The sequence below is a fragment of the Achromobacter spanius genome (assembly GCF_002812705.1).
GTDB lineage: Bacteria > Pseudomonadota > Gammaproteobacteria > Burkholderiales > Burkholderiaceae_B > Achromobacter > Achromobacter spanius.
The window spans coordinates 2195771-2209262 of the sequence record NZ_CP025030.1; the positions used below are offsets into that span (position 1 = coordinate 2195771).

The 13492-nt window shown below is 66.3% G+C and carries 12 protein-coding genes; 6 read left to right on the plus strand and 6 right to left on the minus strand.

Annotation, left to right across the window (positions count from 1 at the left end):
- Nucleotides 1–7 precede the first annotated feature (7 nt).
- Nucleotides 8–1033: a polyamine ABC transporter substrate-binding protein gene (locus CVS48_RS10025; protein WP_100854312.1), complete on the minus strand. Its 1026-nt coding sequence runs from the start codon at nt 1031–1033 to the stop codon at nt 8–10.
- 262 nt (nt 1034–1295) lie between these two features.
- On the opposite strand from CVS48_RS10025, the gene CVS48_RS10030 reads away from it, so the two are divergent.
- The 5 genes from CVS48_RS10030 (at nt 1296) to CVS48_RS10050 (ending at nt 7280) form a co-directional block, all read left to right on the plus strand.
- Nucleotides 1296–1709: a RidA family protein gene (locus CVS48_RS10030; RefSeq protein ID WP_100854313.1), complete on the plus strand. Its 414-nt coding sequence runs from the start codon at nt 1296–1298 to the stop codon at nt 1707–1709.
- Nucleotides 1710–1730: 21 nt separating this feature from the next.
- A complete protein-coding gene (locus tag CVS48_RS10035; RefSeq protein WP_100854314.1) occupies nt 1731–2402 on the plus strand; it encodes a DUF1028 domain-containing protein in 672 nt (223 codons plus the stop codon).
- 76 nt (nt 2403–2478) lie between these two features.
- Nucleotides 2479–3456, plus strand: a complete 978-nt coding sequence (locus tag CVS48_RS10040; protein WP_100854315.1) for a LysR substrate-binding domain-containing protein — start codon at nt 2479–2481, stop codon at nt 3454–3456.
- A gap of 94 nt (nt 3457–3550) precedes the next feature.
- A complete protein-coding gene (locus CVS48_RS10045; RefSeq protein WP_100854316.1) occupies nt 3551–5536 on the plus strand; it encodes a phosphatase PAP2 family protein in 1986 nt (661 codons plus the stop codon).
- A 196-nt stretch (nt 5537–5732) separates the two neighbouring features.
- Nucleotides 5733–7280, plus strand: coding sequence for an argininosuccinate lyase (locus CVS48_RS10050; RefSeq protein ID WP_100854317.1), 1548 nt, complete (start codon nt 5733–5735; stop codon nt 7278–7280).
- A 22-nt stretch (nt 7281–7302) separates the two neighbouring features.
- Here the strand turns inward: CVS48_RS10050 and CVS48_RS10055 are convergent, their stop codons facing one another.
- Nucleotides 7303–8190, minus strand: coding sequence for a LysR family transcriptional regulator (locus CVS48_RS10055; protein WP_100854318.1), 888 nt, complete (start codon nt 8188–8190; stop codon nt 7303–7305).
- 161 nt (nt 8191–8351) lie between these two features.
- Here CVS48_RS10055 and CVS48_RS10060 point away from each other — a divergent pair, with 161 nt between their 5' ends.
- Nucleotides 8352–9800 (plus strand): MFS transporter, encoded by a 1449-nt coding sequence (locus CVS48_RS10060; protein WP_242001324.1) that lies wholly within the window; start codon nt 8352–8354, stop codon nt 9798–9800.
- On the opposite strand, the gene CVS48_RS10065 is transcribed toward CVS48_RS10060, so the two are convergent.
- From CVS48_RS10065 to CVS48_RS10080, 4 genes are all read right to left on the minus strand, one after another.
- A complete protein-coding gene (locus tag CVS48_RS10065) occupies nt 9797–11347 on the minus strand; it encodes an NAD(P)/FAD-dependent oxidoreductase (RefSeq protein WP_100854320.1) in 1551 nt (516 codons plus the stop codon). The two genes, CVS48_RS10060 and CVS48_RS10065, sit on opposite strands and share 4 nt — an antisense overlap.
- 30 nt (nt 11348–11377) lie before the next feature.
- Complete coding sequence (locus tag CVS48_RS10070) at nt 11378–11749, minus strand: DUF805 domain-containing protein (protein ID WP_100854321.1); 372 nt, start codon at nt 11747–11749, stop codon at nt 11378–11380.
- A 132-nt stretch (nt 11750–11881) separates the two neighbouring features.
- Nucleotides 11882–12658 carry a cache domain-containing protein gene (locus CVS48_RS10075; RefSeq protein WP_100854322.1) on the minus strand — a complete coding sequence of 259 codons (777 nt, stop codon included), beginning with the start codon at nt 12656–12658 and terminating at the stop codon, nt 11882–11884.
- A gap of 43 nt (nt 12659–12701) precedes the next feature.
- Nucleotides 12702–13448, minus strand: a complete 747-nt coding sequence (locus CVS48_RS10080; protein ID WP_100854323.1) for a FadR/GntR family transcriptional regulator — start codon at nt 13446–13448, stop codon at nt 12702–12704.
- Nucleotides 13449–13492 lie beyond the last annotated feature (44 nt).

A 13492-nucleotide genomic window follows, 5' to 3' on the forward strand; every position in this document is an offset into this window, starting at 1 on the left:
GCGGGCTTCAGTTCATGATGTTCTCGGTGAACCACTTGCGCCATTCCGCGGTCTTCTCGGCGCGCAGCTTGTCGTCGATGACGATGGCTTGCGTGTCCCACTGTTCCTTGGTGGTGAACACGCCGGGCAGCGCCGCGTCCTCGGCCGATACCTTGGCGTTCGTGACGACCGGGCTGGCCTTCTTGAAGGCCACGATCTTGGACTGCACCTCGGGCGACAAGGCGATGTTCATGAACTTGTAGGCCAGGTCCGCCTTGGTGCTGCCTTTCATGATGCCCATGGTGTCGATGCCCAGCACGGCGCCTTCCTTGGGCATGACCACCTTGATCGGCACGCCCTGGCTGATCATGTAGTAGGCGTTCATTGACAACAGGATCTGCACCGGGGTTTCGCCGGTGGCGATCAGTTGCTGGCTGTTGGCGTCGTTGGTGTAGAAGGCCTTGAAGTTAGGCTTCAGCGCGCGCAGCTTGTCCTGGCCTTTTTCCCACGACTTGGCGTCGCCGCCCGACAGCATGGCCGACACATTGATGATGTGGCTGGGGTCGAAGTCCGGCGCCGACAGCTTGCCCTTGAGCTCGGGGTTCCACAGGTCGTTCCAGCTATCGAACTTGATGTTCTTGGGCGTCAGGTCGGGGCGGTAGCCGATGGTGTAGACGTAGGCCCAACTGCCTACGTGATACGGGCTGACCTTGGCGCGGTCCACCAGGTTGGCGTAGTTGGGCAGCTTGGCGGTGTCCAGTTTTTCGAACAGGCCGCCGTCCACATACAGCCAGCCGATGTGCGAGGTGGTGAACGTAATGTCGCTTTCCGGGGTCTTGGTCAGCTTGGCCTTGTTTAGCCGGTCGATCGTGCCACCCGTGATGTACTTGACCGGCACGCCGGTCTGGCGGGTGAACTCCTTGCCGATGTTTTCGTCGATCAGGTCGCGGAAGCTGCCGCCCCAGGTGCTGACCACCAACGCTTCCTGGGCCCAGGCGACGTTGCCAAGCAGCGCGCCGGCAAGCAGGCCGGCTACCGTAAGTTTGCGAATCATTGAAATCCCCTTGTCTATGTTGGTTCCGCCGAGCGCTTCCGACTGGAAGCCAGATGATGGAAGAGGGGGCAGCGGGGGCCAAGTCGCCTTTTCCTTCGGCCTGGCTCGAATTTCCTGAGGCGCGCCGCGAGGGGCGCAACTTGGCCTGCCTGCGTCTGAGTCGGAAATTCCGAGAGCGGGCAAAGGAAAAAACAAATAGCCGGTGGCGTTGTCCGGGTTTGAAGATGGGGGCCATGCCATTGACCCACCTACCCACGCAGCCATGAAACACAAGCGCATCCGCACCTTCAATACCAAGATCACCTACCCGGAACAGAGCCTGGACAACGATCTGTGCCAGGCCGTGGTGGCCCGGGGCAGCACCGTCTTCCTGCGGGGACAGATCGGGCAGAACCTGGATACCTCTGAAAGCGTGTGCATCGGCGACGCCGCCGGGCAGGCAGAGCAGGCCATGGCGAACATCGCCATGCTGCTCAAGGAAGCGGGTGGCGAACTTGAGGACATCTGCAAGATCACCATCTACATCATTGATCCGCGCTATCGCGAGGCCGTCTACCGCGTGGTGGGGCGTTGGCTCAAAGGGGTATTCCCGGTGTCCACGGGCATCGTGGTGTCGGCCCTGGCGCGCCCGGAATGGCTGGTCGAAATCGACGCCACCGCCGTCATCCCCGATTGATATCCATTCAGGCCACCGACCATGACCTTTTCGATCATTGCCCGCTGCCCCGCCTCCGGCCAGTTCGGCGCGGCCGTCTCGTCGTCTTCGCCCGCCGTGGCCTCGCGCTGCATCCGTGCGCGCGCGGGGGTGGGGGCCGCCGTCAGCCAGAACATCACCGACCCCGCGCTCGGGCCGTTGGCGCTGGACGCGATGGCGGCGGGGCATACGCCGCAACAAGCGCTTGATGGCTTGCAAGCGCGGCCCTTCATCGCGTACCGCCAGTTGATGGCGATAGACGCCACGAACCCGCCGGCGATTTACACGGGGGCCAGCGCGCTGGGCGTATTGGCCAGCGTGGCGGGCGAACACGCCGCCTGCGCCGGCAACATGCTGGCCAGCACCGAGGTGCCGCGCGCCATGCTGGCCGCGTTCGAGCGTGCAGAAGGCGCGCTGGCCGAACGCTTGATGCAGGCGTTACTGGCGGGTCAGGCGGCGGGTGGGGAAGCGGGGCCGGTGCATTCGGCCGGCCTGCTGGTGTATCAAGACCTGGACTGGCCGATTGTGGATCTGCGGCTGGATTGGGTTGAGGCCGGGCCGGTGGAAGCGCTGTACGACGCGTGGAAAATTTACGAGCCCCAGCTTGCGGCCTACGTGACGCGCGCGCGTGATCCGCGCGACGCGCCCAGCTTCGGCGTGCCGGGCGATCTTTGAGGCTGAGCAAAATGTTGCCCACCGCCACGGGCAGACCGGATACTCTGCAACATTCCCTGTTCCCTCAAGTTGGACCATGCTCAATCGCATTTCCCTGCGCCAGATGGAGTACCTGGTGGCGACGGCCAAGCACGGCAGCATCGCCGCGGCGTCCGCCCAGATCCACATCTCGCCGCCGTCCATCTCGGCGGCCATCGCCCACATCGAGACCGAGCTTGGCGTGCAACTGTTCGTGCGTCATCCCTCCAAGGGCCTGGCGCTGACGCCGCTGGGCATGCAGGTCATGCAGGAATGCGAAGACCTGCTGGAACGCGCGACCAAGCTCTACGAGATTGCCTCGAACTCCACGGACGCGATCCAGGGCGTGCTGCGCGTGGGCTGCTTCCAGCCGCTGGCGGCAATGATCGCGCCCGAGGTCATCTTTGGTTTTTCGCGCGCGTTTGAAAAGGTCGAGCTGCATATGGCCGAGGGCGACCAGCAAGAGCTCATCAACAAGCTGCATACGCTGGACATTGACGTCGCGCTGACCTACGACCTGCAGTTGGGCGAAGAGATCAGCTTTGAAACGCTGGCGCACATGCCTCCGCACGTGCTGGTCAGCGAACTGCACCCGCTTGCGCAGCAGATTGCCGTCACGCTTGATGAGCTGGCGCAGTTGCCCATGGTGCTGCTGGACCTGCCCATGAGCCGGGAGTATTTCCTGTCCCTGTTCTCCAAGGCCGGGCTGGAACCGAACATCGTGGCGCGCTCACGATCCGAAGACGTGGTGCGCTCGATGGTTGCCAACGGCATCGGCTACGCACTCTTCAACGTGCGGCCGAAGTCGACCCAATCATTGGACGGCAAGCGCCTGGTGCGCCTGCGTCTGGCCGGTGAGCAACGCCCCATGCTGCTGGGCTTGGCCACGTACAAGCCGATGAAACCCTCGCGCCTGACGCAAGCATTCATGCAGCGCTGCCGCGCGTATATCTCGGATCAATACATCCCCGGCATGAGCGCGGCCAGCTTCTTCGATCCCTACATTTCCGGCGTGGCGGCGGCCGATCCGCCATGACGGGCAAGCCGCGGGTTTAGCCAGTGGGATGTCATCGGGCGTAAATATTTTCTCCCTACCATGCTGCGTTCTCTAACCAGTTTGGTTGATCCTGATGATTCAAGCACGACCCTTGCGCAGGGGGTTCCCAGCCTACGCCTTGCGCGCAACGTCCCTGGCCGTAATCCTGGCCTTGTCCGCCTGCGGCGGCGATGACGACAGCGACGCCTCAGACCAGAACGATGACGTCGCGTATGTCATCCCGGCACCGCCCGCCGGGCTGGGCCGAGTTGATACCGCGCCGGTGCCCGATGCGCCCGCCTTTGTGGATTTCGCCAGCACGAACCAGCGTGGCGACCCGCGCTATGCCACCTTGGAAACCAATGCCGGCGTGCGAGTGCTGGGCGGCTTCCTGGATATCTGGGAACCGCGCACGCGCCTGGTGGATGCCGGTGTCACGGCAGCAGGCGCAGACGGCTTTCCCGGCATCATCGCGTCGGACTGGACGGGCGTGCCCGGCGACGCCACGGATGGCCGCGTCAAGAACAAGGCCGTGCACGACGAGAACATTGACTTTGTCGTGCGCACCACCGCCGCGCGCACGCCGGAGCAGGCCGTGGCTGCCTACCTGGATGATCGCCGGGGCAAGAACTACAGCGTGACCGATGGCCTGGGCCCGCTGACGCCGGCATGGCGCACGGCCGCCCAGCAGACCACCAGCATCAACGACGTGGCGCCTGACGCCACCACGGTGAAGTACGACGACACCGGCAACAACACGGGGGTAAGCGGCGCCGCCAACCCGGCCTTTGGCGATGTCATCGCCTTTGTGGAGAGCATGGGCGGCAATGCGTCCACCGAGCCCAGCAAACGCTACTACAAGTACGCGCGCCCGTGGCGCTGGAGCGCCGCCGTACAGGTGGTGCCCACGCTTGAACCCGCCAAGAGCCTGACCGCCCCGACCGACGGCGGCTACCCCAGCGGCCACACGGCGGAATCCGTGCGCAACGCCATCGGCATGGCTTACCTGGTGCCGGAGCGCTTCCACGAATTGCTGGCGCGCGGCCTGGAGCTGGGCGAAAGCCGCATCATCGCCGGCATGCATTCACCGCTGGACGTGATCAGCGGCCGCATGTTGGGGCAGGCCTCGGCGCTGGGCAACATCTATGCCGCAAGTGAAGGCACGCGCTCGGTCGCGTATGCGCAGGCGCATCAGACGCTGATGGCCGCCGTGGGCGCCAGCACGCCCGAGCAGTTCCTGGCGTTCGCGCATTCGCAGGACGTGAACCAGGACCGCTTTGCGGATCATGCCGCGAACAAAGCCGAGTACCGTCGCCGCCTGACGTTCAGCTTCACGCAGATTGGCGACACCGGCAAACCGGCCGTCGTACCCAAGGGCGCGGAAGTCATGCTGGAAACGCGCCTGCCGTACCTGACGGCCGAGCAACGCCGCGTGGTGTTGAAGACCACCGCGCTGCCGTCGGGCTATCCGGTCATTGACGACGCCGAAGGCTTTGGCCGCTTGAACCTGTTTGCGGCGGGCGACGGCTATGGCGCCTTCAATGGCGACGTGGACGTCACCATGACCGCCAGCCGTGGCGGCTTCAATGCGCTGGACGTGTGGCGCAATGACATCAGCGGCGCGGGCAAGCTCACCAAGAGCGGCACCGGCACCTTGGGCTTGGCGGGCGCCAACACCTACACGGGCGGCACCTTGATTGCGGGCGGCACGTTGCGCGCCGACTCGGCCAAGGCGCTGGGCGATGGCGCGGTGTACCTCAGCGGTGGCGCCTTGGCGCTGAACGCCACCGATGCCGTGCAGGTGCAAGGTAGCTATACGCAGACCTCGGCGGGTGTTTTGCAAACCTTGATCGGCGACGATGAAGCCGGCCAGATCGCCGTGAACTCGGATGCCGCCCTGGCGGGCCAGTTGAACGTCGACTTCCGGTCGGGCTATACGCCGCAGGTGGGCACCACGATCACGGTGCTGCGCGCCAACAAGGTGCATGGCACGTTCGACGGGATTACGGTCAAGGGCTTCAAGGCCACCGCCGTGTACAACGCCGACAGCGTGCAGGTGCGTTTGGATTCGGCCAGCTGAGTCTGGCGGTCCATGACAACAAGCTGAATTTGATATCGCGCGGTGGCGGGCGACCTGGTCGCCGGCACGCCGGCTTGGCCCCTGCCTTCGGGATGGCAGGGGCTTTTTTTTTGTCACCACATATCCGTGAAACTCTGGGTTTTCGGCGAGGGGGCTTTTCCATAAACTACCGGACCATCCCTATAACGAGAACGCCATGAGACAGTTTCTTCCCACCCTGGGCGCCGCCCTGGTTTTGTCGCTGAGCGCGCACGCCGCGCTGGCCCAGACAGCACCGGCCGCGGGCGCCACGCCCGCGACGGCCCCCGCCACCCCACGCGATCCCTTCTTCTGGTTGGGGGAAATCAACAAAGCCACCACCGTCATCAACACCGACGAAGGGCTGTTGGACAAGTCCATGGCGCCGCGCCTGGCGGCGGGCGTGGCCAAGGTGATCCACGACGGCAATCAGCCCGGCGCCAAACGCCCGGCCACCGTCATCAGCTTCGAGCCCCTGCTGATCAAGGCGGCGGGCGAAGACATCACGCTGCTGCACGCCGGCCGCTCCAGCCAGGACATGCACGCGACCTACCGCAGCGCCATCCTGCGCGACAAGCTGCTGGACCTGGCCGACCAGTTGAACAAGACTTCCACCACGCTGGTGGAACTGGCCGCCAAGCACGCCGGCACCGTCGTGCCAAACTACACCAATGGCGTGGCCGCGCAGCCCAACAGCTATGGCCACTACCTGCTGGGTCAGGCAGCGGGCCTGGCGCGCGACGCGCAGCGCATCCGCGAAGCCTATGCGCGCATCGACCGTTCGCCCATGGGCACCACCGTGCTCAACGGCACCAGTTGGCCGCTGGACCGCAAGCGCATGGCGCAATACCTGGGCTTTGAAGCATTGGTCGACAACGCCTACGACGCCTCGCAGATTTCGTCCATGGACCAGCCCGTGGAAGTGGGGTCCATCGTGACCAGCATCGCGCTGCGCACCGGCAACTTCGTTGAAGACGTCATGACCCAGTACGCGCAGTCGCGCCCCTGGATCCTGCTGCAAGAGGGCGGTGGCAACACCTATGTGTCCAGCGCCATGCCGCAAAAGCGCAACCCGGGTTTGTTGAACGACACCCGCAGCGACGCCTCCACCGCCGTGACGCTGGCGATGGGGCCAATCATCCAGACGCACAACATCACGCCGGGCATGAGCGACCCCAAGGACGTGAAGCAGAATTCCGCGATGGTGGACAGCGGCATCTCGGCGCTCAAGCGCTGGGACCGCGTGTTGAAGGCCATGGTCATCAGCCCCGAGCGCGCGCTGGAAGAATTGAACAGCGACTGGACCGCATCGCAGGAACTGGCCGACGTGCTGATGCGCAAGTACAAGCTGCCGTTCCGCGACGGCCACCACTTTGCGTCCGAAGTGGTTACCTACGCGAAAGCCAACAACATCAAGCCGCTGGACTTTCCGTATGAGCAGGCCCGCCGTATCTACGCGGATGCCATGAAAGACTCCAAGTACGCCAAGGAGCTGCCAATGAGCGAAGCGGAATTCCGCTCGACGCTGGACCCCGTGGCCATCGTGAAAAACCGCGCCACCATCGGCGGCCCGCAGCCGGCCGAGATGGACCGCATGGTGAAAGAAGCGCGTGCGCAGTTGAGCGAGCAGGGCAAGTGGATTCAGGATCGCCGCGCGCACATCAACCAGTCGCTGGCCGAGCTGGACAAGCAGTTCAACGCCCTGGCGGCCAGCGCCACGAAGTAAGCGCAAGCCGTGGCACGCGGGGCTACTGGACGGCGTCCAGCACGCACCCGCGCAGCCAGCGATGCGCGGCGTCGCCGTCCATGCGGGGATGCCACAGCATCGACACGGTAATCGCCGGTACCGGGAAGGGCAGCGGAAAACTATGCAGGCCGGCGCGCAGCGTGCCGGTGTGCCGTTCCGGCACGGTGGCGATCAGGTCCGTTTCCCGGGCCAACGCCAGCGCGGCGGAGAAGCCGCCCACCACGGTGGCGATGTGCCGTTGCCGCCCCGTGGCAGCCAAGGCGTCGTCCACCGGCCCTTTGTCCTGATTGCGGCGCGACATCAGAATGTGTTGCGCCTTGGCGTAGCGGGCCAGCGTGATCTTGCCGCCACTGAGCGGATGGCCCGCGCGCACCACGCCGATGAAGCGGTCTTGAAACAGCGCGCGCGTGCGCAGCTCGGGGCTGGCCGCGTCGCCCACCACGCCGGTTTCCAGGTCGACCTCGCCTTCGCGCAGCGGCGCACTGCTTTTGTCGGTCTTCTGCATGAGGCGCAGCCGCACGCCGGGGGCTTCAGCGCCCATGCGGGCGAGCAGCCGGGCGCCAAAATTCTCGACAAAGCCGTCGCTGGCGCGCAGCGTGAAGCTGCGATCCAGCCGCGTCAGGTCCAATGCGTCGGCGGGCCGCAGCACCGCTTCCACGTCTTGCACCAGTTCATGCACATGGGCGCGCAGCGCCAGCGCGCGCGGCGTGGGAACCAGCCCGCGCCCGGCGCGCACCAGCAGCGGGTCGCCCGTGGTGGCGCGCAGCCGCGCCAGCGCACGGCTCATGGCCGACGGGCTTAGCCGCAAGCGTCGCGCGGCGCGCGCCACGCTGCCTTCGTCAAGCAAGGCGTCCAGGGTGATAAGCAGGTTGAGATCGGGCGTGGCCATGCTCGCAAACGTAGCATGGATGCGCGCTTGCCTGTGGGGTTTGATATGGCGTTTGGTGCAGGTATTCAATGCAAATGCTGCGCCTTCCGCCTTGTTTCGGTAGCGCCTAGGATGTGTTGAGGGCGCCGTGTTGGTGGCCCGCCTTGCTTGCAGGCCTGATCGTGCATACCCAAGCTTCCCCCGCTTCCCCGTCCTCGTCCATTCCCCTTTTGGCCTGCCTGTCCTTGTGCATGCTGCTGCCCGCGCTGGCGACGAGTATTGCCAACGTCGCGTTGCCGACGCTTGCGCAAGCGTTCGAGGCGCGCTTTCAAGACGTGCAATGGGTGGTGTTGGCGTACTTGCTTGCCATCACCACGCTGATCGTCAGTGTGGGCCGCTTGGGGGACTTGGTGGGGCGTCGGCGTCTGATGCTGGTGGGTATCGTTCTGTTCACCGTGGGGTCGGCGCTGTGTGGCGCTTCACCCTGGCTGGGCGGCTTGATGGGCTTGATCGGGGCGCGAGCCGTACAAGGCCTGGGCGCCGCCGTCATGATGGCGTTGACGATGGCGTTCGCCAGCGAAGCCGCGCCCAAGGAGAAGACTGGTAGCGTGATGGGGCTGCTGGGCACGATGTCAGCGGTGGGCACGGCGTTGGGGCCCACCTTGGGCGGCTTGCTGATCAGCGGCTGGGGCTGGCCGCTTATCTTCCTGATCAACCTGCCGCTGGGCGCGGTGGCGTTTGCGCTGGCCTGGGCTTATCTGCCGGCGCACCGGAAGCCTGTCGCCCAGCCACGCGCGCGCTTTGACGTGATGGGTTCGCTGCTGCTGGCGCTGGGCATTGCGGCGTATGCGCTGGCGATGACGGCGGGTGGCGGCTTTGGCGGCTTTGGCGCAACCCAGGCCGTGCTGCTGTTGGCGGCCATGGTGGCGGCGGTGGCATTCGTGCGGATGCAGGCCAGGGCCGCGTCGCCCTTGATTCAGTTGGCGCTGTTTCGCCAGCCCACTCTGCGGGCGGGCGTGGCGACCAACACACTGGTGTCCACCGTGATGATGACGACGTTGGTGGTGGGGCCGTTCTACCTGGCGGGCGCGTTGGGCCTGGATGCCGCGCGGGTCGGGCTGGTGATGTCCTGCGGACCGGTCGTGGCGGCGCTGGTGGGCGTGCCGGCCGGGCGCGGCGTGGACCGCTATGGCGCGCAGCGCGTGATGCTGGCCGGCTTGGCCGCGATGGCGACGGGCGCGATCCTGCTGCCCTGGGTGCCGCTGGTGGTCGGCGGTGTGGCGGGGATGGCGCGCATGGCGGAATACGTGGCGCCGCTGGTCGTGATCACCAGCGGCTACGCGCTGTTCCAGGCCGCCAACAGCAGCGCCGTCATGTCCAGCGCGGGCGCGGACCAGCGTGGCGCGGTATCGGGCGTGTTGAACCTGTCGCGCAACCTGGGCTTTATCACGGGCGCATCGTTGATGGGCGCGGTGTTCGCCTGGGCGGCTGGCGCGGGCGACCTCCGGGCCGCATCGCCCGCCGACTTGGCGACGGGCATGCGGTGGACGTACGCCTTGGCCGCGGCCTTGTTGCTGGCGGCCTTGGCCTTGGCGGCGCTGGACCGGGGCCGCGCGCGGGTGGTGGCTTAGAACGACACCATGTCGGCCGGGTTGATGATGCCCATCACGCCCAGCGCGCCCTTGATCAGCGGAATGGCGACGGGCGACAAATGCCGGCCCAGCGGAATGCCCGCGTGGTCAAAGCGCGTCAGCATGGCGTAGTCGGTGTTGCGACCGGTCAGGTCGTCGCTGATGGCGCGGCCGATGCGCACCGTCTGCGCCACGCCGTGGCCGCTCCAGCCATGCACCATGTACACCGGCACGTCGCCCGCGCTCTTGCGGCTGTCGGTGGCGCCGTTCAACGTCAGGTCGCTGATGCCGCTCCAGGAATATTCCAGTTCGGGCTTTTCCAACTGCGGGAACACGGTCTTGATGCGGTCCAGCAGGTAGTTGTTGACGTCGCGCGGCGACCACGAATTGCCCGTGCCTTGGCCGCCGAACAGCAGCCGCTTGTTGCGCACCGGGCGGTAGTAGTCAATTTGCAATTGCGTGTCGTAGACCGGCAAGCCCGACGGAATCAGCGCATCCAGGGTATCGCCCAGCGGCGGGGTGACGGCCACATAGGTGAAGAAGGGCACGGTGGTGGCGCTGCCGGGCATGAACTGGAAGGTGGCGCTGTGCACGGCCAGCACCACGGCGCGGCGGGCCTTGATGGCGCCTTGCGCGGTCTTGACCAGCGTGCTGCCCGGCGACGCTTCAATGGCTTGCGCGCTGGTGTTGTCGTAGACCCGCCCGCCCAGTTTGACGAAGGCGTGGACCAGGCCGCGCAGCAAGGCCAGCGGCTGCACCTGGCCGCCACCGCCGTCGATGGCGGCGCCAAAATAGATGTCGGACTTGACGTACTGCTCTTTCAGTTCGTGCCGCCCGATGATCTTCACGTCGTCATCGCCCAGGCGGCGGCGCGCGTCGGCGTTTTCAACCAGCGCGCCCATGTGGCCCGCGTGTACCGCCGCCGTGATGTGGCCGCGCTTGCGGTCGCAATCAAAGCCGTAGCGGTCGCGCAGGCCGTCCACCGTTTCCATGGCTTCCACGGATGCAAAGCGCCACAGCCGGCGCGCTTCGTCGGTGGAGAGATTGTCCAGCATGGTGCCGGCTTCCCAGCGCGCCAGGCCGGGCGTCATCTGCCCGCCGTTGCGGCCCGAGGCGCCCGAGCCGATATGATCTTTTTCGATCAGCACCACGTCGACACCGGCTTCGGCCAGGTGCAGCGCGGTGGACGCGCCCAGCAGGCCGCCGCCGATGACGACGACTTCGCAGTCCAGGTCGCCGGGCAGGGTGCCAAACGACGGCCACTCGGACAGGGACGCTTCGTAATAGTTGGCGGGCATGGGGTCGGACGGGCTGGCATCTTGGCGCCAGTTCCAGATGCGCGGGTCGATGCCCAGCCGGGTGGCGGTCTTGCGCGCGTCTTGCAGCAATTGGGCGGGCTGCAAGGCCGTGTTGCCGAGCGGCACGGTGGTCAGTGGCGAGGACAGGGCGGAGGAGGCCGCCGGCCACAGGCCCAGCGCGCCGACGGCGGAAGCGGCGGTGGATGCGGCCGCCGTCTTGAGGATGAATTCGCGTCGATTCAATGTCATGTCGAGTTTCCTGAAAGCGGGTGCGGAGGCTCAGGCCGTCTTGAGTTTGGGAGCATTGCCGTAGCGGTTGCGGCCCGAGGCGCCGGCGGCAAGCATGAAGGGCTGCAACAGCAGGGTGCCGATGACCGGCACGGCATGCAGAAGGCCCCACCAGCCGCTGCGGCCGCTATCGTGCAGGCGGCGTATCGATACCGCCAGTGCGGGAAGAAAGGTCAGCAGCAGAAAGCCCGCCGTGTACCAGCCGAACAGGATTTCGGGGTTGGCGATGGCCAGCGCGCGTTCCACGGCAGAAATTGCCAGCACCATCAAGATCTGGCACAGCACGAAGATCCAATACTCGCGACGCGGCGCGCGTCCTTCGAAGACGGCGTAGTGTTTAAGGGCTTGCAGATACCACTTCATGAAGGTTCTCCTGTTTGCAAAAGATGTGCGCCATCCGCGCCGGGGTGGGTGCGGGCGGCGGGGAAACGCCAAAGAAATAGGGGGGGGCGGGCGTGGCCCGCGTGGGGTCAGCCCGTCAGGGGCTGGGGCCCGCTACGTGTGGCCGCTAAGGTGCGGCAGGCCCAAGGGGCCGGGCAGGCCGAAGGCCGTGCGCGGCGGTGCGGCGGGCAGTACCGCCAGGCGCAGCGCGCGGGGGGCGCCGATCAGGCGGTCGCCGTGCTGTGGCCGCCACAGGCTGCCAGGGCGAATGCGGTGGGCGGTGGACATGACCACGCGCGAATCGGCATTGAGCACCAGCGCCGGCTTGCCGATATGGTGCAAGGCGGGCAGCAGCATGCGGTCCAGCGTCGAGACCAGCACGTCGACGGCGGCAACGCCCGCGCAGGCGTCCTGCACCAACACCGGATGCGCGGCGGTGATGGTGTAGGCGCCGTTGCAGATGTAATCCACATAGGGGCCTTCCACCACCGGGCGCAGGCAACGCGCGGGCTGGTCAAACCAGGCGAACGCGCGGAAGTCCAATCGCCGCCGTGTTTCCTGGTTGCGATCCAACTGCGCCTGCTGCATCGACGGGCCTTCCTGCTGCCACCATTCCAGCGTCCAGTAGCCGTCTTCGGGTCCGACCGGCGCCGCGTAGCTGGCAAAGCCCGCGCCGTTGCACCAGGGGTTGAGTTGCAGCGCCACCTGAATATGGGTTTGCAGCGCGCGGCGGTGTTCGCCCGACAGTCGCAGGCCGCTGCCCGGCGCCGGGGTCTGCCCCGACAGGATCTGGGCCGCCGCCTCAGCCAGCGCGCCGGCGGTGTTCTGCGCGTCGTTCAGGACGCATTCCAGAATGCCGTTGGCGCGGTCGATATGAGCGTCTTCGTTCATCTGCCGTCTCCTCTGCCCAGGCTTGCCGCCAGCGTCAGCGGCCCTAGGTCTGTTGTGGCGGGGGCGCCGTGGCGTCCAACCGCAGTTTGTGTTCAAGCAGGTGGTCGGTTTGTATGCCGATCATGTCCTGGGCACAGGCGCTGCTGGCCGCCTCGTCGCCTGCAAGCAGCGCGGCCTGCAGGCGGCGGTAGGCGCCCACGATGCCGGTGTGCAGCGCCGCGTGCGGGTAAATGGAGGCGACCAGCGGCGCCCATTCCGCCTGGATCGCCAGTTCCTGGTTGGCCAGCCGCGCGGACTGCGCGTGGGTGGCCAGCATCAGCAGGCAGCGCATGTCGGCCTGGGCGCGCGCCTGCGGGTCGGCTGCCGCCTGGAACTGATCGATCTCGCGCGCCAGCCGCTGATGTTCATCGGCGGTGGAGCGTTGCGCGGCCAGCTTCGCGCTGTGACCGACCACGGCGCAATGCAGTTCGCCCAGGTCGGCCAGGTCGCCGGGCGTGGCCAGCCGCAGCGGATGGCGATCGTGCATCATCTGCGCCGGTACCGGGCACACGAAGCTGCCGTCATTGCGTCCGCGCCGGGTATCGATCAACTGCCGGGCGCGCAAGGTGTTCAAGGCCTCGCGCATGGTCACGGGCGACACGCCCATCAGGCGTGAAAGCTCGTTCTCGTTGGGCAGTTGCTCGTCGGCATGCAGCAGGCCGGCCACGATCGCGTTGCTTAAGCGTTCGACCACCTGCTCCGAGCGCGTGCCTTGGCCGATGGGGGCATAGACGATGGCGTGGGCGGTCATGGCGGGACTCCGGGGCGGGAATGGGAAACGTGCATCATGCCATG